The organism is Natronorubrum halobium (assembly GCF_051351675.1).
Taxonomy (GTDB): Archaea; Halobacteriota; Halobacteria; order Halobacteriales; family Natrialbaceae; genus Natronorubrum.
In genome coordinates this window covers 3,619,437-3,638,223 of sequence record NZ_CP195595.1, presented here as the reverse complement: position 1 = coordinate 3,638,223, position 18,787 = coordinate 3,619,437, and the positions used below count along the sequence as shown (strand labels likewise).

15 protein-coding genes and 1 tRNA gene are annotated in these 18,787 nt (G+C 64.3%); 11 read left to right on the top strand and 5 right to left on the bottom strand.

From position 1 onward, the window contains the following. Positions 1-118: 118 nt before the first annotated feature. Positions 119-610 carry a DUF309 domain-containing protein gene (locus tag ACSFC7_RS18060; protein WP_436344206.1) on the bottom strand — a complete coding sequence of 164 codons (492 nt, stop codon included), beginning with the start codon at positions 608-610 and terminating at the stop codon, positions 119-121. 302 nt (positions 611-912) lie between these two features. Here ACSFC7_RS18060 and ACSFC7_RS18055 point away from each other — a divergent pair, with 302 nt between their 5' ends. The 6 genes from ACSFC7_RS18055 (at position 913) to ACSFC7_RS18030 (ending at position 5,687) form a co-directional block, all read left to right on the top strand. Further along, positions 913-1,230 carry a hypothetical protein gene (locus tag ACSFC7_RS18055; protein ID WP_436344205.1) on the top strand — a complete coding sequence of 106 codons (318 nt, stop codon included), beginning with the start codon at positions 913-915 and terminating at the stop codon, positions 1,228-1,230. Positions 1,231-1,300: 70 nt separating this feature from the next. Beyond that, the gene (locus ACSFC7_RS18050; protein ID WP_436344204.1) at positions 1,301-1,963 is read left to right on the top strand and encodes a bacterio-opsin activator domain-containing protein; all 663 of its coding nucleotides are present in this window, start codon (positions 1,301-1,303) and stop codon (positions 1,961-1,963) included. Positions 1,964-2,052: 89 nt separating this feature from the next. Further along, entirely contained in the window at positions 2,053-2,403 is a 351-nt protein-coding gene (locus ACSFC7_RS18045) for a DUF7344 domain-containing protein (RefSeq protein WP_436344203.1), read from the top strand. Positions 2,404-2,821: 418 nt separating this feature from the next. Beyond that, a complete protein-coding gene (locus ACSFC7_RS18040; RefSeq protein ID WP_436344202.1) occupies positions 2,822-3,772 on the top strand; it encodes an extracellular solute-binding protein in 951 nt (316 codons plus the stop codon). After that, positions 3,769-4,587 carry an ABC transporter permease gene (locus ACSFC7_RS18035; protein WP_436344201.1) on the top strand — a complete coding sequence of 273 codons (819 nt, stop codon included), beginning with the start codon at positions 3,769-3,771 and terminating at the stop codon, positions 4,585-4,587. The genes ACSFC7_RS18040 and ACSFC7_RS18035 overlap by 4 nt, the downstream gene beginning before the upstream one ends. Then, positions 4,584-5,687: an ABC transporter ATP-binding protein gene (locus ACSFC7_RS18030; RefSeq protein WP_436344200.1), complete on the top strand. Its 1,104-nt coding sequence runs from the start codon at positions 4,584-4,586 to the stop codon at positions 5,685-5,687. The genes ACSFC7_RS18035 and ACSFC7_RS18030 overlap by 4 nt, the downstream gene beginning before the upstream one ends. A 96-nt stretch (positions 5,688-5,783) precedes the next feature. Here ACSFC7_RS18030 and ACSFC7_RS18025 read toward each other — a convergent pair. Then, a tRNA-Glu gene (locus tag ACSFC7_RS18025) sits at positions 5,784-5,858 on the bottom strand. 229 nt (positions 5,859-6,087) lie between these two features. On the opposite strand from ACSFC7_RS18025, the gene ACSFC7_RS18020 reads away from it, so the two are divergent. The 4 genes from ACSFC7_RS18020 to ACSFC7_RS18005 all read left to right on the top strand — a co-directional run bounded on the left by ACSFC7_RS18020 (position 6,088) and on the right by ACSFC7_RS18005 (position 10,277). Then, positions 6,088-6,825, top strand: coding sequence for a fumarylacetoacetate hydrolase family protein (locus ACSFC7_RS18020; RefSeq protein WP_436344199.1), 738 nt, complete (start codon positions 6,088-6,090; stop codon positions 6,823-6,825). Positions 6,826-6,926: 101 nt separating this feature from the next. Next, a complete protein-coding gene (locus ACSFC7_RS18015; protein ID WP_436344198.1) occupies positions 6,927-7,637 on the top strand; it encodes an MBL fold metallo-hydrolase in 711 nt (236 codons plus the stop codon). Positions 7,638-7,791: 154 nt separating this feature from the next. Next, the gene (locus ACSFC7_RS18010) at positions 7,792-9,162 is read left to right on the top strand and encodes an Nramp family divalent metal transporter (RefSeq protein ID WP_436344197.1); all 1,371 of its coding nucleotides are present in this window, start codon (positions 7,792-7,794) and stop codon (positions 9,160-9,162) included. A gap of 146 nt (positions 9,163-9,308) precedes the next feature. After that, a complete protein-coding gene (locus ACSFC7_RS18005; RefSeq protein WP_436344196.1) occupies positions 9,309-10,277 on the top strand; it encodes a zinc ribbon domain-containing protein in 969 nt (322 codons plus the stop codon). A gap of 105 nt (positions 10,278-10,382) precedes the next feature. On the opposite strand, the gene ACSFC7_RS18000 is transcribed toward ACSFC7_RS18005, so the two are convergent. The 3 genes from ACSFC7_RS18000 to ACSFC7_RS17990 form a co-directional block, all read right to left on the bottom strand. Continuing rightward, complete coding sequence (locus tag ACSFC7_RS18000) at positions 10,383-11,474, bottom strand: DNA topoisomerase IV subunit A (protein ID WP_436344195.1); 1,092 nt, start codon at positions 11,472-11,474, stop codon at positions 10,383-10,385. Beyond that, positions 11,471-13,981, bottom strand: coding sequence for a DNA topoisomerase VI subunit B (locus ACSFC7_RS17995; RefSeq protein ID WP_436344194.1), 2,511 nt, complete (start codon positions 13,979-13,981; stop codon positions 11,471-11,473). Before ACSFC7_RS17995 ends, ACSFC7_RS18000 begins: the two co-directional genes overlap by 4 nt. 99 nt (positions 13,982-14,080) lie before the next feature. Continuing rightward, complete coding sequence (locus ACSFC7_RS17990; RefSeq protein ID WP_436344193.1) at positions 14,081-15,082, bottom strand: two pore domain potassium channel family protein; 1,002 nt, start codon at positions 15,080-15,082, stop codon at positions 14,081-14,083. 163 nt (positions 15,083-15,245) lie between these two features. Between ACSFC7_RS17990 and ACSFC7_RS17985 the strand changes: the two genes are divergently transcribed. Further along, positions 15,246-18,707 (top strand): PAS domain S-box protein, encoded by a 3,462-nt coding sequence (locus tag ACSFC7_RS17985; RefSeq protein ID WP_436344192.1) that lies wholly within the window; start codon positions 15,246-15,248, stop codon positions 18,705-18,707. Positions 18,708-18,787 lie beyond the last annotated feature (80 nt).

The following is an 18,787-nucleotide window of genomic DNA, read 5'->3' as shown; positions in this document are numbered from 1 at the left end:
CAAAAGGCGATTCGGTCTCTCACGTACGCGAGAATTCAGGAACGGAGACTCGTTGCCGTCTACCACGGTACAGTACGGCCATTGTCAGCGTGACCCATCATCGACCGGCATCGACCTGTCACTCTTCGAGCCCGTCTACGTACTCGAAATCGACCGCTCGAGCCGTCGGTCGCTCGCCGTCGATGGGAATCCGCCAGTCGTCGATCCGGCTGGGCTCCTCGAGGGCGTTCGTCAGCGTCGTCCTGACCTCGAGGAGGTCGACGCCGTAGTAGTCTCGAGGGACGCCGTGGAAGTACTGCAGCGCGGTCCGAAAGAGCGATCGCATGCCGCCGTCGTCGTGGAAGTCGACGCGTTTGTACGCGCCGGCGGCGACCTGAACCATCCCGTGGAGGAACGCACTTTCTGGAGTTCCGCGGCCGTAGTTGTACCACTCCAGTTCGAAACAGTCGTGGCTCTCGTGGTACGCCCCGACGTTGAACAGCCGGACGCCGTGGACCGTCGCTCGACGGAGCGTCGCGTGTTCCCAGCGCCCGTCGGCGGCGAGCCAGCCCGTCGGCGTGTCGCTCCCGGCGGGTGGCGCAACCGACGGGTCGCTGGTGTGGTCGTCCATACCCATCGTTGGCCGAGACGACGGGTAATTCCATGGCATGGACCGTCCGGGAGCCCCGAATTACCGTTTAATGTCGGCAGTGGGACAGCCGGATGCTTATCGCCGTACGGTTCCGTATCGAAGCTAGATGAGATACCCCATCGGACGATGTCAACACTGCGGGGAACGCCTCTACGAGCACATCGAGGGCGATTACCAGTGTCTGAACTGCGAGCGACGGTACGCGATTGCCGAACCCACAGCGCAGCCGGCCTGAAGCTGCGGGCCCAACGGTATAGGGTGTAACGCACGAACCACTGGACATGGAGACGCGATGGGCGACCGTCGACGGAGTTCACCTGCAGCTGCCAGCAGACTGCACTGTCGATGACCTTCGAGACGAACTGCACAAGCCAGCCGACGCAGCGCTGATCGCAGTCACGGGCGACCTCGTCTCGATCGTTCACGAGGAGGAGCGACCGCTCTCGGAGATGGTCGCTGGCTGTGCGGACACGTACTACTTCAAACGGCCGGACGAACCCGACCGAAACGACGTGCTGGCCGCACCGGAGATCGACGCCGCACTCGAGGAACCGATGTCCGACGAGACCACGTTTCAGCGACCCGGAATCGACCACTGAGCGCGCTCGTCGCGGCTCGAGGAATCCCGTCGGACGGTTCGTTTATCCCGTTCGCCGGAGAACTGAACGCATGAGCGTCATCGCGGAGTTCTCCGTCAAATCCGACGACTTTGCCCTGTATCACGCCCTCACGGCGGCACCGCAGATGGTCGTCGAGATCGAGCAGGTCGTGGCGACGATGGAAGATCGAATTATGCCGTATTTCTGGGTTATCGGCGGTGATCACGCGGAGTTCGAAGACTCGTTTCACGCCGACGAATCCGTGACGGACATCGCTGCGATCGACGAAGTCGAGGGGGCCAGACTGTATCGCGGGGAGTGGACGCAGAACGTCGAAAGCATCGTCTACGCCTACGTCGAACTCGGAGCGACGATTCTGCAGGCGATCGGGCGGGACAACAACTGGGAACTTCGGATGCGATTCGACGATCGAGGCAGTCTCTCGGAATTTCGATCGTACTGTGACGAGAACGGAATCTCGTACGAACTCAACCGGATCCAGGAACAGGAACAGCCGATGGCCAGTGCCCAGTACGATCTCACGCCGACGCAGCGCGAGACGTTACTGGCTGCACTCGAGGCGGGCTACTACGAGGTTCCGCAGAAGGTGACGATGAGCGAACTGGCAGACCGCATGGACATCACCCAGCAGGCGCTCTCGAAACGATTTCACGCTGCACACGAAAATCTCATCACGAGCACGTTGACGATCAGTCATCCGGACGACGAGTAACGCTCCGGAGGCGGAGAATTCACACGTCACCCATCGAGGTTGTCTATACAACCCCCTTCCTCTTGGGAAACGAACCGCTTTGTTCACCTGTGCACTCCCCCAAACAGTCACACGAAGCCACTACTGCCCTCTTCGAGGGCCTCGCACATCCCCGTCGTCGGTACGCGATTCGGTGTCTCCAGGAGTACGACACGCCGATGGCGCTGGCCGATCTGGCCGACGAGATCGCAGTTCGGGAGTACGAGGAGCCGCTCAGGGAGATCTCTGCAGAGACGGTGAAGCAGGTCTATCTCTCGCTGTATCACACGCATATTCCGACGTTAGCGGCTGTAGACTGCGTTCGGTACAGTCAGGAACGGGATACGGCTGCGTTGAGTGAACGAGCGGAACAGTTCGAGGACGTTCGATCGGCAATTCGACCCACCCATGTCACAGGATAGCGAGCGATCGAAAGTGGCTGCCCGATGCTGTGAGTGCGGGGCGGTCTACTCCGCGTGGATACTCTCCGACGACACGGTTCAACCGATCGGACGGAAAGACGGCTGTCGATGTGGCGGTGACTCGTTCGAGGCGATCTCGACGTAGTGGGTGTGGCTCGCGAACGAGGACGAAACGCGTCCACTGCGTTCGGTCGATACACTCTCTTGCTACCCAGTGACTGTGGGTCACCGTGGTGATTCTCCGGGGCTCCGGCGGATTGTTCGTTCGACGACAACATAACGGAGGTCAGTTACGCACGGGGCACAGTCGCACGCTCCGCTATCGAACGGCTCCCTGAACGAAACCAATTATGGTTATCTTCCAGGAAAATAGGAACCGAAGGTGGTTATATATGTGGGCGAGTGCGAACAGCACTGTATGAACACCGCTGGCGACCGCGTCGGAACTCGTGTGAGTCGCCGCACGGTGCTCGCGACGACCGGTAGCCTCTCCGGCCTCGGTGTCGCGGGCTGTCTCGGCGGCTCTACGAGCGCGGTGCGCGTGCTGGCAGCGGGCAGTCTGGCACGTACCGTCGAGGAGCACGTCGGCCCAGCGTTCAGGGAGGAAACGGGAATCGAGGTCCGCGGCGAGTACTACGGCGCGAACGCCGTGATGCGGATGGTCGAAGACCGGACCAAACACCCCGACGTCGTCGTGAGCGCCGACGCCACGCTGCTCCGGGATCGGTTGTACGGTGCATTCACCGACTGGGACGTCGAATTCGCAACCAACAGCGTCGGAATCGGGTACACCGAGGAGACGGCGTTCGGACGCCGCCTCGAGAACGGCGAGCCGTGGTACGAACTGGCTCGGGAAGCCGACGAGGGTGACCTCGCGATCGGCGATCCGAACCTCGATCCGCTGGGCTATCGCGCCGTCCAGGCGTTCGAACTCGCGGCGAACGAGCACGGTCTCGACGGGTTTCGCGAGGAGCTGCTGGAGATCGTCTACGAGGAACCGGAAGAGCCACAGCTCATGGTCGGCGTCGAGAGCGGGTCGCGCGCCGGTGCGATCGTCTATCGCAATATGGCGGTCGATCACGGGATACCGTTCCTCGAGTTCCCCGACGAGTACAATTTCGCCGACCCCGAGCTGGCCGATCACTACGCGACGGTCGCGTTCACGACGGACGAAGACGGCTACACGGCCGAGGGCCGTCCGATCTGCTACAACGCGACGGTCACCGACGACGCCGACGAACCGGACGCCGGCCACCGACTGGTACAGTTCCTCGTCGATCGACCCGACCTGCTCGAGGACGCGGGGTTGACGGTCGGAGCGAGCGTCCCCCGCTCGAGCGGTGCGGTTCCGGAGGCGGTCGACGTATGAGCCGCTCCGAAACGACTCGACTCCGTCGGCGGAGTCGGACGCCGGAGCTACTCGTCCCCGCAGCGCTCGGCGGACTCGTTGTCGCGTACTTCGCGCTTCCCTTCGTCACCTTTCTCTCTCGAACGGGGACGGCGACCGTCGCCGCCGGGCTGTCGACGCCCGAGGCACGGGCCGCGATTCGCAACTCGCTGCTCACCGCGCCGGTTTCGACGGCGATCGCGACGATCCTCGGCGTGCCGCTCGCGTACGTCCTCGCTCGGACGTCGTTCCCCGGAAAGCTCCTCGTCGAAGCGCTGGTGATCCTTCCGCTCGTCGTCCCGCCCGTCGTCGGCGGCGCGATGATCGTCACGGCCGTCGGACGATTTACCCCGATCGGCTCCGCCGCGGCCGCTGCGGGCATCCCGCTCACCGACAGCCTGGTGGGGATCGTCCTCGCCCAGACGTTCGTCGCCGCCCCGTTCGTCATCATCACCGCTCGAGCCGGATTCGGTGCCGTCGACGAACGTCTCGAACAGGCCTCTCGATCGCTCGGCTACGGGCCGCTCGAGACGTTCTGGAACGTCTCGCTGCCGTTAGCCCGCGGCGCGATACTCGCCGGAATCAGCCTGACGTTCGCCCGAGCGATCGGCGAGTTCGGCGCGACGATGATGGTCGCCTACAACCCGCGCACGATGCCGACGCGCATCTGGGTCGACTTCATCACCGGCGGGATCGATGCGATCGTGCCGATGGGGCTCGCCCTGTTCGTGATCACGCTCGTCGTTCTCGCGGCCGTCCAGCGGTTCGGTCGGGTTCCGACGGTGATCGATCGATGATGCTCGAACTCGAGTCGCTCACCCACCGATACGGAACCGAACTGGCCGTCGACGACGTCTCGTTCGGCGTCGAGGAGGGCGAACTCGTCGCGCTGCTCGGCCCGAGCGGCTGTGGCAAGACGACGATCGTTCAGGCGGTCGCCGGTCACGTTCGCCCGACGGCAGGGCAAGTGACCCTCCGCGGCACGGACGTCACCGACGCGCCGCCCGAATCCCGACGGGTGAGCGTGGTCTTTCAGCAGTCAACGCTCTACCCCCACATGACCGTACGTGAGAACGTCGCGTACGGTCTCGGAGCGCGCGGTATCGAACCGGAACGGCGGGCCGACGTCGCACGCGAGTACCTCGAGTTGGTCGACCTCTCGGAGCAGCGCGATGCGTACCCGTCGGAACTGAGCGGCGGGCAACGGCGCCGGGTCGAACTCGCTCGAGCGGTCGCCCCACGGCCGGACGTATTGGTGCTCGACGAACCGCTGTCGGCGCTCGATCGGTCGCTTCGCGAACGCCTGCGAGACGAAATCGGTCGCATTCAGCGGGAAACCGGCGTCACGACGCTGTTCGTCACGCACGATCAGGAGGAGGCGATGGCGCTGGCCGATCGACTCGTCGTGATGGACGACGGGAGCGTCGCCGGCACCGGGACGCCGCGCACGCTCTACGAGTCTCCTCCGTCGCCGTTCGTGGCGTCCTTCCTCGGTCGATCGAACACGCTCTCGGCGACCGTCGCCCGGCGGGAGCCGCTGACGCTCGAACTCGGTGAACAGGAACTTGCGCTGTCAGACTCGAGAACGGACGTTTCGTCCGGTTCTGTCGTCACGTGTCACGTCCGTCCGGAGGATCTCACACTGAACGCTGCCAGCGCAACCGGGCCCGACGGCACGGCGTCGTCGGTGCCGGGGACAGTGACGCGCGTCACCGATATCGGCCGCCGCTACGACGTGGTCGTTCGACTGGAGACCGGTGACGAGATCGTTCTCGAGCAGACAGTATCACCACCGCCGACGGGTGAGTCGGTTTCAGTGGGTTTCCGCGAGGAGAACGTGACGATATTCGGGGCAGATCAGAGAGACCGCACTGGTGTCGACGTCTCGAGTAAGTGAACGGAGATCAGCGATAACGGCCTGATTTGTTTTCGAAACGTTTCGTCTGGTCCGTTCGGGTCACAGTTACGACTCGCGAATTTGCTCGTCGGAAAATGCTCCGTCAGGGATTTGAACCCTGGTCATCGGCTCGAAAGGCCGAAATGATTGGCCGGACTACACCAACGGAGCGTTCACTTCGTTCACGCACCGAGCCTCGACGGACTCCGTCCGTCTCAACAACGGAGCGTGTGTTACTCTGCAATCAGTCATTGCCGAGGCCTAGTAAAAAGCGTTCCGTTCCGAGTCGACGGTGGCACACGCTGACGTACCTGAACTTCACGCACGATACACACACCAGCGTTCACCACAGTCCGCCGCCATCTCAACGTTTTTGAAGCCCCGCCACGACGCTTCTCGCATGAAATACGTTCGATTCCGTGACCCGGCCGGTGCCGTCCGACGCGGCGAGTTCGAGAGCGGCCACGTTCACTTCGCGAACGAGAGCTACAGTCTCGAGGACGACGCGATCGACGTCCTGCCACCGTGTGACCCGTCGAAGATCGTCTGCGTCGGCCGCAACTACGCCGACCACGCCGCCGAGATGGGGAACGACGTGCCGGACCGGCCGTCGATCTTCCTGAAGCCGCCGAACGCGCTCGCCGGTCACGGCGACACCGTCACCGCCCCCGCGGGAAAAGAGCGGATCGACCACGAGGCCGAACTCGCCGTCGTCATCGGTGAACAGTGTCGCCACGTCCCCGAAGCCGAGGCGATGGACGTCGTCGAGGGTTACACCTGCCTCAACGACGTCTCGAATCGGGACGACCAGCAACAGGAACAGAACTGGATCCGCGGGAAGGCGTTCGACGGTTCCGCGCCGATCGGGCCGCTGCTCGCGACGCCCGACGAGGTGCCCGACGACGCGAGCGTCCGGTCCCGCGTCAACGGCGAGCTGAAACAGGACGGCTCTCGCGAACAACTCATCTTCACCATCCCGGAACTCATCGCCGAAATCACGACGTACATGACCCTCGAGCCGGGCGACGTGGTCTCCACTGGAACCCCCGAAGGCGTCGGACCGCTCGAGGACGGCGACGAAGTCGAGATCGAAGTCGAAGGCGTCGGGACGCTGTCGCACTCGATTCGGCGTCCCTGAGAGGGTTCGGCTCCGACGCTCCGATCATTCAGCCATCAAGTCGATCAGTCCGACCGACTCGAACCGAACCGTTTTCGCCCCGTTCGGGTGAAGGTAGTCGTATGACCGTTCGATTCGGCGCGGTGACCGTCGACTGGTTCGGCCTCGCGACGATTCGGCTCGAGGGCCAGACGGGTGCCGTCATCTACGTGGATCCCGGCCCGGAGACGTACGGCGTCCTCGATGGCCTCGAGCCGCGGGACGGCGACCTGATCCTCGTCAGCCACGACCACCACTACGATCCCGACTCGATCCGGCGGGTGGCCCACGAGGACGCCATCGTCGTCGTCCACGAATCGATCGACGCCCGCGAGATCGATCGGCAGGTCGAACAGCCCGAAAGTCTGCCGTTCGAGGTCGAACGCGTCCGCGCCGACGAGTCGTTCGTCCTCGGACCGCTGGATCTGTTCACGACACCTGCGTACAACGATCCCGCGGGTCCACACGTCGACGAGACGGGAACGCCCTTTCATCCCGAAGGGCAGGGTTGTGGCTTCGCCGTCACCGTCGACGGCGTCTCGGCGTTCTGGCCCGGCGACACCGACGTGCTCCCGTTCCACGAGGAGATGGACATCGATCTCTTCTGCCCGCCGGTCGGCGGCACGTTCACGATGGACCGTCACGAGGCCGCCGACCTGGCCGACCGAATCCGGCCGGATCTCGTCCTGCCGGTTCACTACGACACCTTCGAGGCGATCGAAATCGACGCGGACGCGTTCGTCGTCGACGTCGCGAATCGAGGTGTCCCGGTGGTTCTCGACGAACAGAACTGACCGCTCGTGTACATTCGGGGACGAATCCGTGAGCATAAGTCGACGGTTACCAATTCTCACGTATCCACCGTGCATACTAGTACCACTCCGACACGTTCCGGATACGACCGCGTGAACAGTCGATCGAGACGGGCTCTGTCGGGTCCACGAACGGGTGACCGACGTGTCCAATAAGGCGGCCGACGAGAGCAGCACGCCGGATCCCGAACTCACCTATCCGTCGTCCGACTGGCGGGGATTCTTCGAGAATCACTTCGGACCGTCGATGCTCTGGGCGCTGATCAGCATCGGCGGGAGCCACATCGTCCTCGCACCGACGCTCGGCGGAACGTTCGGGCTCGTCGCGATCTGGATGTTCGGCCTCATCTACGCCGCCAAGTACGGCGCCTGGGAACTCGGCATTCGCTACAACTACGGGGTCGGGGCGAACCCGATCGAGGCGTACGGAGACCTCCCCGGCCCGAAGAACTGGGCCCTCTGGCTGACGATCGTCGTGTTCACCGTCATGTACACGTTCATCACGGCCAGCGTCGGGATGAGTACCGCCGCGTTCGTCGCCGCACTCACGCCCGGATGGCTCACCGCCGCCTGGGCGTACGTGCTCTTCGTCGGCGCTGCCGGTGCCCTGGTGATCACGTCGCGATACTCCGTCCTCGAGAAGGCCCTGATCGGCTTTACGATCGCGGTGGGCGTGCTCGTCCTCCTCGGCGTGCTCGTCGGCCCGCCGTCGCCGGAACGAATCACCGCCACGGCGTTCGCGGTCCCGGACCTCACGGGTCCGGCGTTCATCGCGCTGTTCGCCGCCGCGGCGGGCTTCGCACCGACCGGCTTCAGCACGAGTATCCTGATCGGTAGCTGGAGCATGGCCAAGGGAGAAGGCGCCGGTGAACTCCGCGAGAAGGGGCTCGATCCGAACGATCCCGCCAACCACGACTACATCCGCGCGTGGATCCGGACCGGCCGACGCGACTTCAACGTCGGCTACGTCTTCAGCTTCGTCCTGATCGCGGCGATGGTGATTCTGGCGACGAACGTGCTCTACCCGAACCCGCCGACGGACGCCAACCTCGCCTTTGCCATCGGAAACATCCTGAGCGACTCGTTCGGGGAGTGGTCGTACTACGCCATGCTGATCGGTGCGTTCGCGGCGCTGTACTCGACGGTCATCACGCTCCTCGACGGTGCCGCCCGCGCGACCGGGGACATTCTCCCGATGGCGCTCGAGGACGAGCGCATCGACAGCGAGCGGGTTCGAAAGCTCGTCGTCGTCGGCGTCGTCGTCGTCAGCAGCGCGATGGTCGTCGCTCTCGGTGACGTCCCGGTGACCCTGTTGCTCTACGTCGCCGCGATCCTCGCGGTCACGGAGATCTTCTTCTATCCGGCGAACTGGTACGTCGTCGAGACGAACCTGCCCGAGCCGTTCCGCCCGTCGCGAGCCTGGCACGTCTACTACGTCGTCAGCCTCGCGCTCGTCCTCGTCTTCGGTGCGATGGGGGCGGCGCTCCGACTCGGGTTCATCGGCTGAGACGCCGTTCGGGCTTGTCACTCGCGGCGGTATCGCTGGCGTACACCGATCCGGTTCGGTCGATAGAGTGCGTCTGAGCGAGTGAGAACTGGTTAGCTATCCGACCGGACCAAAGCGTTACTGTCACTGCTGTCGACTCCACACCTATGAGCAGCGATCGTCGGTCGGATCGAGACGGGGGTGGGCCGCCGTACTGTTCGAACTGCGGCACCGGTCTCGAGCCGTCGGTGAACTACTGTCCGAACTGCGGGACGCCGAACGGCAGTTCGACCGGCCGATCGAGTGCCGAAACGTCGACCACACGAGGACGAGCGGGCCTCGGTACCAGCGCGAACGAGAACTCGAGCGGCGGCGTGACGGATCGCGAGGTCCTCGAGCACCGAATCGCGAAGGCCTCGCGGAACGGCTGGGAACTCGAGCACGACTTCGGCGATCGCGCCGTCATGGTACGGCGGTCGTTCGGCAGCATGGACGAACACCTGGTGGTCGCACTGATCACCGTCTGGTTCACGATGGGGATCGGCAACGCGCTCTACGGCGCGTACCGGTACTTCGGTGACGCCGAGCGGATCGTGTTACGAACCGACCACGTCGAGGGTCGCGACGCCGACGAGGCCACCGGATCGGCGCTCCTCTGGCGCGTGACGGCGGCCGTCTGCTGGCTCGCGGCTGCGATCGTCGCCGTGATCGGCCTCCAGTTCGTACCGTCGGCGGCGGGTTTCCCCCTTTTCCTCCTCGCGTTCGTCTTCGCGGCAATGGGTGTGAGCACCCTGCCGTCGGTCCAGCGACGACTCGAGAACCGCCACTCGGTGACGGCCAACGGCCGGGTCCGATCGGTCGACGAACACACCGTCGTCGCCTACGACAGACCGTGTGCGGCGTGTGCGGATCCGGTCGGTCGCGGACTCGAGCGAATCTACCGAAAGGAGTTCTGCCTGCTCGGCGTCCCGCTGACGGTCTCCGAGGGGCGAAACTACTACTGCAAGCGGTGTGCGACCGCCGACTCTCCGGCGTCCGGTACGAGCGAACGGCGGGCGGCCGAGTCGCGATCCGGATCGGAGACGAATCGGCCGGTCGAATCAACAGAAACGGATCGCGAACCGGATCACGCCTGAACGAGGCTGAACCTCCGTCGTCGGTGTCGAGAATCAGTTTCGAGAGGACGCCCATCTCGGTGAGACGCTCCGGTTCATCTCCCGAAACGTCGGTTCGACGGCCGTCTACAGCACGCCCATCTCACTGAGACGTTCCGGGAGATAGGTGTCCGTCACGAAGTCGAGACCCCGAGCCGCGAGCGACTGCTGTTCGGACTTCTTCCCGATTTCGAGCTGTAACTCGATCTGTTCCTCCCAGTAATCGGTCTGGAAGCGAGGGTCCTCGAGTTCGCTCTCGAGCGCGTTGATGTCCGAATCCGAGAGGGGATCGGTCGGGAGTTCGTACTCGACGATGTCGGCGGGCTGGATGCCGATGTACTGGGCTTCGGGAGTCGCGAGGTACTCCGACAGGTGAGCCGACTTGATCGAGCCGTAGGCGACGGAGCCGTAGATGCGGTACGACCACGGGTCACCGTCGGCGAAGACCGTGACGGGGAGGTCGAGTTCGTCGTGGAGTCGCTTGGTCAGTCGCCGCGTCGCCCGCGCCGGCTGGCCCCCGAGGTGGACGATGAGGGCGTCGTACTCCTCGTCGAACCCGTTCTCGACCAGTCGGTCGCGCATCCCACCGGTCTCGACGCAGAGGACGAAGTCGGCGTCGTTGTCAAGGAACTCGATGGTGTCCGGGTTGTTCGGGATCTGGTAGCCGCCCTGTCCCACGTCGAGCTGACAGTGGATGTCGCGGTCGCCGCGGTTGGTCTGCTCGCGGATGCGAAGCGGGCCCATCACCTTCGCGCCCGACTCCTCCGGACGCATGTGGAAGTCCTCGCGGGTGACCCCCGAAACGATCTCTAAGTCCTCGATCAGGCCGTTCGATTCGTCCTGGTCGTTGAACTGGGCTTCCTTGTTGTCCCAGCTTTCCGAGAGGTAGTAGAGTTCACGCAGGGTCGAGGAGCGATCCTGCTCGAGTTGGTCCGCGAGGAACTCGATGGTGTAGACGGCCTTCAGGAGCTTTCGGGCCCCGCGGACGGAGTTGGCCGAGCGCGTCGACTCCCGGTCGCCGTAGACCCAGACGTCGCTGTCCTCGTCGTACTCGATGTTGTTCTTCGTCCGCGTCGGGACGGACATGTGCGGGATCTCGCCCAGTTCGAACTGGTCGTAGAACTGTGCTGCGAGATCGATCAACTGTTCTCGTGCCTGCTGGTCGTTGTCTGCGCTCATTGGTCTGTCACCGTGAGTTTCTCGTTTTCGACACCCTTCACGTCGAGATCGAACTCGGCGTCGTCGGCCACCTCGTACTCGAGGGCGGTGTCCTCACCGCTCGAGACGTCGGGTTCCCACTTGACGAACCACTCGCCGTCCATCTCGACGACGTTCGCGTCGTCGGGGAGGCTGGTCGGTTCGACCGAGACGATGTCGGTGATCTCGAGCGATTCGTTCGTGCTCGAGTTGTTCTCGACGGTGAGCGAGACGGCCTGGCCGGTGCCGTTTTCCTCGATCGATCGCTCGACGAGCACGTTGTTCATGATGCGGGCGATCGCGTCGTCGATGTCGGGTTCGTCCCGGTCGGTCACCTCCGCGACCTTCGTGGCCATCTCGGGGAGGATCTTGCCGAGGACGTTCTGTTTCTTTCGGCGCTGTTGCATCGAGCGGCGCTTGTTCAGGTAGCTCTTGAGTTCGCGCGCGGCCTCCCGGATGGCGAGTTCGATCTCGTCTTCCATCTCGGGGACGTTCGCGACGGCGTCCTTCGATTCGCTGGTGAAGGGAACGTTCGTGGAGGCGACGTGGACCATGATGACGGCCGGGCCGTTCGGCAGGCCGGAGCCGCCGGGCTGGTCGAGACCGTAGTTGCGCCAGCCGATCGATTTGACCACGTCGGTCGTCGCACACGCGCCGCGCTGGTAGACCAGCGGGACGCGGTTGGCAAAGCGCATGACGTCAGCGCTCCCCTCCGCCTCGAGGTCGCCGCCGTAGGCGATACCGGCCTCGACGATGAACGGATCGCCGCCGTGGACCTCGGCGTCTCGGGTCGCGGAGGAGTAGAAGTCCGCGTTGAACTCCTTCTCCAGGCCGGCCGTGATCAGGTCCTCGGAGATGGGGGCGAGACACCGCGTCGGCGGTGCCATGATGTCGGTCTCTCGCATCCCGTCGACGAGGTTGCTGGTGGCGTCGCGGTCGCCCGTGAACTCGCGGACGAGCGGCGGATCGTCCGGGACGGTCGCCATGACCTCCCAGACGGCCTCGAGGACGTTTTCGCGGGCCGTGTCCCCGAAGCTAACGTCGTCGTACTCCTCGGTCAGATCCGCGGCTCGGTCGACGAACGACTGGAGTTGCGTGTGGGTGAGCCGGTGGCGGACGGGGCCGTCGTCTTCGTCCGTCTCCTCGTGTTCGTCCTCGAACTTGGCCGCGAGTCGCTCGGCGAAGGCGTGGATCACCTCGTCGTCCTTGCGGGTACTCGTCGCGTCGTCGGCGAGGGCGTAGAGGTCGGCGACGAGTCGCGACTCGGCGTCGGCGTCTTCCTCGTCGAAGCCGAGCGCTTCGTCCCCGTCCTCGTCCGCCGTTTCGTCGACTTCGGAAGCGCCGATCAACGCGCGCCACACGACGTCGACCGCGTTCTCGCGGACGGTGTCGCCGAAGGTCGTTCCGTGGTCGGCCTCGACGTCGTCGGCGGCCGAATCGACGACTGCGAGGAGTTCGTGGTGGGCGATCCGGTCGTACTCGTCGACCGCGTCGACGATAGCGTCGGCGAAGGCGGCCGTCGCGTCGGACCCCTTGTTCACCGTCGCGTCCGTGATCGCCGCGTGGAGGTCGATATCCTCGTGGCTCGCGGGCGGTCGCCAGCGCATCTCGCGACCGTAGTGGCGGTCGCGGAACTCGTCGATGATCGACTCGGCGCTCTTCTTGCCCACGCGCGTAAACTCCTCCTGTAAGAAGCCGGAGACCGTCTGGGAGTCGGTCGCCGACAGCATCTTCATCACGGTGCCGAGTTCGACGCCGTGCGGGTGCGGGCGGATCTCCTCGGTCTCCTCGGGCAACTGGTCCGTCGCCCGTTCGAACTTGAAGTGTTCCTGCGGTTCGCGCAGTTCGAGGCGCGCGTGGGGGTTCACGACCGCGGTGTGCTTGATGTAGTCGTGAAGCTGGCTGCGGGCGCGCATGTTGGCCTCCATCTCGAGGACGATGCGCGTGCCGTGTGGGCGGTCCCACGTGGTCGTCTCCTCGACGCTGATCTCGGGTTCGTTCTCGTCGGTATCGACGATGAGTTCGAAGTACTCGGCTTCGCTCGCACCCTGGGTTCGACTGGTGATCTTGGCGGGTTTCCCGCTGGTAAGTTGGGCGTAGAGAACTGCGGCAGAGATTCCGATCCCCTGCTGACCGCGGGACTGCTCGCGGGCGTGAAAGCGCGAGCCGTACAGCAGTTTCCCGAAGACCTTCGGGAGCGTTTCCTTCGTGAGACCCGGCCCGTTGTCCTCGACGATCAACCGATAGTAGTCGCCGGCCTCCTCGATTTCGACGTAGATATCCGGGAGAATGCCCGCCTCCTCGGCGGCGTCGAGGGCGTTGTCGACGGCCTCCTTGACGGCCGTGACGAGACCTCGAGCCCCGCTGTCGAAGCCGAGCATGTGCTTGTTCTTCTCGAAGAACTCGGCGATCGAAATCGCCTGCTGGCTCTCGGCCAACTCCTCGGCGATCCCAGCCTCGTCCTCGAGTGTCGACTGAAACGACGTCATTGTCCCTCCATACTAACGGCGGGGCTAAAAGGTGTGTGTTACCGGAGTGAAAGTGGACGAAGGCGGAGATCCCGTCGCTAATCCGACCGTCGAACCCCTTTACTCCTCGAGCGGCGGCCAGTACCACGCGTCGGCCCGGACGACACCGAGCAGCTTCCGGCGTCGCTCCGTCAGTTCCTCGAGCACCTCGTCGAACTCGGCGTCGTCCATCGGAATGTCGTCCTCGCGGAGTCGATCGAGATCCGGCGCTCGCGGAACGTCGTCGGCGGGATCGATGAACGCCGTCCCGAGCGTGTCGAGGTAGCTATCGACGCTCGATCGGGCGTTCTCGACTAACGTAGGGTTCGGCTGTGCCTCCTCGGCGACGCCGTGTCGGAAGATGGTCAGCGCCTCGTCGAAGATGGGGACGGCCATGGCCGAGGCCCGCGAGCCCTGTTCGCTGTGGTAGTAGTGGAGGATCGGGTAGGCCTTGTGCTGGTCCGCGAGCAGGGAGAGTTGGGTCGAGAGCGACTCGAGCGGGAGGTCGAGCCCCTCGAACTCCTCGGCATCACCGGCCCAGCCCGCGCGGACGAACGCCTCGCTGCGTTCGCCCAGGCCGGTGACGTCGCTGGCAAACGAGCGTTTCTCGGAGACGGCCCCGAGGACGGTGAGCACGTAGGAGACGCCGAGCGTGACGAACGCCATCCCCGAGGCCGTCGTGAACGCGCTGGCGATCTCCCAGACGTCACCGACGGGCGTGTAATCGCCGTTCCCGTCCGTGAACATCGTGTACGCGACGTAGTAGAACCGACCCGGCCAGTCGGCGACGGCTCCGGTTCGCGTGCTGACGAGAGCGTACGGGTGGCTGGCGAAGAGAAACGTCCAGCCGAGCCAGAGCAGCCCGATCCACATCGCGAGCGTGAGCGCGAGGATGAGCGGTCCGGCGATACTCAACGCTCGCGGATGATCGCTACTGACCGCCCGAAGGCTGCGCCACGTCCAGGTGGTCAGTCGACCCGAGAGCGGACCGGACCCCCCGTCGACCCAGAGCGTCGTCCAGAGAATGTCGACGATTACGGCGACGAGTACGACGATACCGACGGCCAGATACAGCGGTTCCATTTCACTGCGTCTACAGGACGGAGGCCTGTCAACGATGCCCCGGTCACTGACGCGGGTTTTTAGTACTCCGGAGCTGGGTGCAGTGTCGCAGCGACCGGGAGACTGTCTGACAGGGCATCTCTGTGTGCAGAGGTTTTATACTATTCACGCCACACCAACGACTATGAGTACACGAACGGGTGCCACAGACGGACTCTTCTGGGGGGAAGTCGACGACGACGTGGCGCTCACTCGGTATCGGACGCTCGTCGAGACGATCGACGACGGACTCTATCAACTCGATACCGACGGGACCTTCGTCGCGGTCAACGACGAACTCGTCGAGGCGACGGGCTACACTCGCGACGAACTCGTCGGCGAACACGTCTCCCTCCTTCTCGAGGACGCTGCCGTCGACGCTATCGAACGCGAAATCTCGAATCGACTGCGAACGGACGACGGCGGCGCTTCGACCTTCGAACTCGACGTTCGAACGGCCGAGGGAGACACGCTGCCCTGCGACGTTCGAATCAATCCGATCGTGGACGGCGACGAGTTTCGGGGTACCATCGGCGTCGCCCGCGATCGGTCCAGAGCGACCCGGCAGTTACACGCGAACGACGCGGAGCGATCGGCACCGCAGGAGACGGCGGAAACGTCCTTGGAGTCGATGACGACCGTTCTCGACGAGGCCAACATCGGCGTCGTCGTGCTCGACGACGCGCTCGACGTCGCCTGGGTCGACGAGACGGTCGAGGACTTTCTCGGTCTCGAGCGCGGGTCGACCATCGGTCGAGACAGCCGGACGGTGATCGAAGACACCCTTGCGGAGACGGTCACCGAACCCGATTCGTTCGCGGAGACCGTCCTGACCACGTACGACGAGGACAGCTACGTCGACCGCCTCGAGTGTCGGGTCTCCGGGGCCGAAAGCGACGATCTCGAGGAGCGATGGCTCGAGTACCAGAGCAAACCGATCGAGTCGGGCGAGTACGCCGGCGGACGGGTCGAGATCTACTACGATATCACCGATCGGAAACGGTCGGAAGGGGCCTTACAGGAGAGCCAGGAGGAGTTTCACTCGCTGGTCGACGCTGTCGAGGAGTACGCGATCTTTCGGCTGGACCCGGACGGGCACATCATCAGTTGGAACGAGGGCGCGAAACAGATCAAGGGCTACGACCGCGAGGAGATCCTCGGCGAACACATCTCGACGTTCTACACCGACGCGGATCGAGCGGCGAACGTCCCCGAGGGGAATCTCGAGGCGGCGGCCGAGAACGGCTCCACCGAGGACGAGGGGTGGCGGGTTCGACGGGATGGCACACAGTTCTGGGCGAACATTACGATCACGCGAATACTGGACGACGACGGCACCCACAAGGGCTATCTGAAAGTGACTCGCGATATGACCGATCGGTGGGAGCACGAACAGGAGCTCGAGACCGAACTCCAGCGCATGCTCAGCCGAATCTCCGACGCGTTCTACGCGGTCGACGACGAGTTCCGGTTCACCCACGTCAACGAGCGGGCCGAACAGCTCTTACAACACAGCGAGGAGGAGTTGCTCGGCGAGCAACTCTGGGACGTCTTCCCCGACCTCGTCGATCTGGACGAGGTCTGGGATTCGTTCCACACGGCACTGGAGACACAGGAGCCGACGAGTTACGAACTCTACTACGACACGCTCGATTTCTGGGTCGAGGCGAATCTCTACCCCTCCAAAACCGGAATTTCGGTCTACTTCCGCGACATCACCGAGCGGAAAGAGCGTCAACAGGCCCTCGAGGAGTCCGAACAGCGCTACCGAACCCTCGCGGAGTACTTCCCGAACGGGATCGTCACCCTGTTCAATCACGACTTCGAGTACACGCTGGCAGCGGGCCAGGGGTTCGATCGGATCCCGGTCGAGCCCGAGGATCTCGAGGGACGGAGCGTCTACGACGCGTGGCCGGACGAGACGAACGACCGGCTCGAGCCCGCGTTTGTGGCCGTACTCGAGGGAGAGGAACGGTCGATCGAACTCACCTACGCCGACCGGGAGTGGATGATCCACGCGGTCCCGATCACCGACGAGCGCGGCGAGGTCTTCGCCGGCATGACGATGGCACACGACATCACCGAGCAAAAGGAGCGCGAGCGATACCTGGAGGACGCCAAAGCGCAACTCGAGGCGGCGACGGAGGCCGGTGCGGTCGGCACCTGGGAGTGGCACATTCCCGAGGATCAGTTCGTCGCCGGACGATCGTTCGCCAAGACGTTCGGGGTCGATCCGGACGCGGCCCGCGAGGGCGTCTCGATCGATCGAATCACGTCGTCGATCCACGAGGAGGATCGCGAGCGCGTCCAGCGACGAATCGAGGCCGCCATCGAGTCGGGCGCGGAGTACGAGGAGGAGTATCGGGTCCGGAACGCCGACGGCGAACTCCGGTGGGTCGTCGCCCGCGGGCACGTCGAGTGTGACGAGAACGGCACCCCCGAGACGTTCCCCGGCGCGCTGACGGACATCACGGAGCGAAAGCGAACCGAACTGGAACTCCAGCGGAACAAGGAACAGCTCCAGTCCCTGTTCGAGATCCTCCCCGTCGGGGTCGTCGTCGCGAATCGGCACGGCGAACTCGTCGAAGCCAACAAAGCCGCAAAGGAGATCTGGGGCGGCGACGTGTTCGACCCGGACTCGTTCGACGACTCCGATCAGTTCCCGGTCAGGTGGGCCGACACGGGCGAGCCGCTCGAGCGCGACGAGTGGACGATCGCTCGCGTGCTTCGAGGCGAAGAGGTGACCGATCCCGGGACCTTCGAAATCGAGGCCTCCGACGGCGAGCGGCGAATTATCAGCGTCAGGGGGATGCCGATCAGAGACGCACGGGGTGACGTGACGCGTGCAGTGATCACGCTCAGCGACATCACCGAACGCACGGAGTACCAGCGACGCCTCGAGGAGACGATCTCGCGACTCGAGGAGTCCAACGAACGGTTAGAGCACTTCGCCTACGCCGCCAGCCACGACCTGCAGGAACCGCTCCGGATGGTCTCGAGTTACCTCCGACTCATCGAGCGGCGCTACGCCGACGATCTCGATTCGGACGGCGAGGAGTTCATCGCGTACGCGGTCGACGGCGCCGACCGGATGCGCGAGATGATCGAGGGACTGCTCGCCTACTCTCGCGTCGAGACGCGCGGCGACCCGCTCGAGCCCGTCGACCTCGACGGGGTGTTCGAGGACGTCGTGGCGGATCTACAGCTCCAGATCGAGGAGTCGAACGCCGAGATCACGACCGACCGACTGCCCCGCGTCGAGGGTGACGCGAGCCAGTTGCGGCAGGTGTTCCAGAATCTCCTGACGAACGCGATCACGTACAGCGGGGACGAGCCGCCCCGCATTCACGTCGAGGCCGAGCGACGGGACCGAAAGTGGATCGTGTCGGTCCGCGACGAGGGGATCGGCATCGATCCCGAGGATCAGGAGCGCGTGTTCGAGGTCTTCCAGCGGCTCCACAGTCGCGGCGAACACTCCGGGACGGGGATCGGCCTTGCGCTCTGCCAGCGTATCATCGAACGTCACGGCGGCGATATCTGGGTCGACGCCGAGCCGGGTGCGGGCTCGACGTTCTCGTTTACGCTGCCGGTGGCCGAGAACCAGTGAGGAACGTCGGTTCAGGTACCGTCGGATCGGGCCGAACAGAATGTCGTGACGCGGTTCGCTACGCGTCGTTCGCGTACTGA

Excerpts from the sequence above, each read along its gene's own strand:
- ACSFC7_RS18060 (WP_436344206.1), bottom strand. The coding sequence starts at position 610 with ATGGACGACCACACCAGCGACCCGTCGGTTGCGCCACCCGCCGGGAGC.
- ACSFC7_RS18000 (WP_436344195.1), bottom strand. The coding sequence starts at position 11,474 with ATGAGCGCAGACAACGACCAGCAGGCACGAGAACAGTTGATCGATCTC.
- ACSFC7_RS18030 (WP_436344200.1), top strand. The coding sequence starts at position 4,584 with ATGATGCTCGAACTCGAGTCGCTCACCCACCGATACGGAACCGAACTG.
- ACSFC7_RS18020 (WP_436344199.1), top strand. The coding sequence starts at position 6,088 with ATGAAATACGTTCGATTCCGTGACCCGGCCGGTGCCGTCCGACGCGGC.
- ACSFC7_RS17985 (WP_436344192.1), top strand. The coding sequence starts at position 15,246 with ATGAGTACACGAACGGGTGCCACAGACGGACTCTTCTGGGGGGAAGTC.
- ACSFC7_RS18050 (WP_436344204.1), top strand. The coding sequence starts at position 1,301 with ATGAGCGTCATCGCGGAGTTCTCCGTCAAATCCGACGACTTTGCCCTG.
- ACSFC7_RS18015 (WP_436344198.1), top strand. The coding sequence starts at position 6,927 with ATGACCGTTCGATTCGGCGCGGTGACCGTCGACTGGTTCGGCCTCGCG.
- ACSFC7_RS17990 (WP_436344193.1), bottom strand. The coding sequence starts at position 15,082 with ATGGAACCGCTGTATCTGGCCGTCGGTATCGTCGTACTCGTCGCCGTA.
- ACSFC7_RS18055 (WP_436344205.1), top strand. The coding sequence starts at position 913 with ATGGAGACGCGATGGGCGACCGTCGACGGAGTTCACCTGCAGCTGCCA.
- ACSFC7_RS18040 (WP_436344202.1), top strand. The coding sequence starts at position 2,822 with ATGAACACCGCTGGCGACCGCGTCGGAACTCGTGTGAGTCGCCGCACG.
- ACSFC7_RS17995 (WP_436344194.1), bottom strand. The coding sequence starts at position 13,981 with ATGACGTCGTTTCAGTCGACACTCGAGGACGAGGCTGGGATCGCCGAG.
- ACSFC7_RS18035 (WP_436344201.1), top strand. The coding sequence starts at position 3,769 with ATGAGCCGCTCCGAAACGACTCGACTCCGTCGGCGGAGTCGGACGCCG.
- ACSFC7_RS18005 (WP_436344196.1), top strand. The coding sequence starts at position 9,309 with ATGAGCAGCGATCGTCGGTCGGATCGAGACGGGGGTGGGCCGCCGTAC.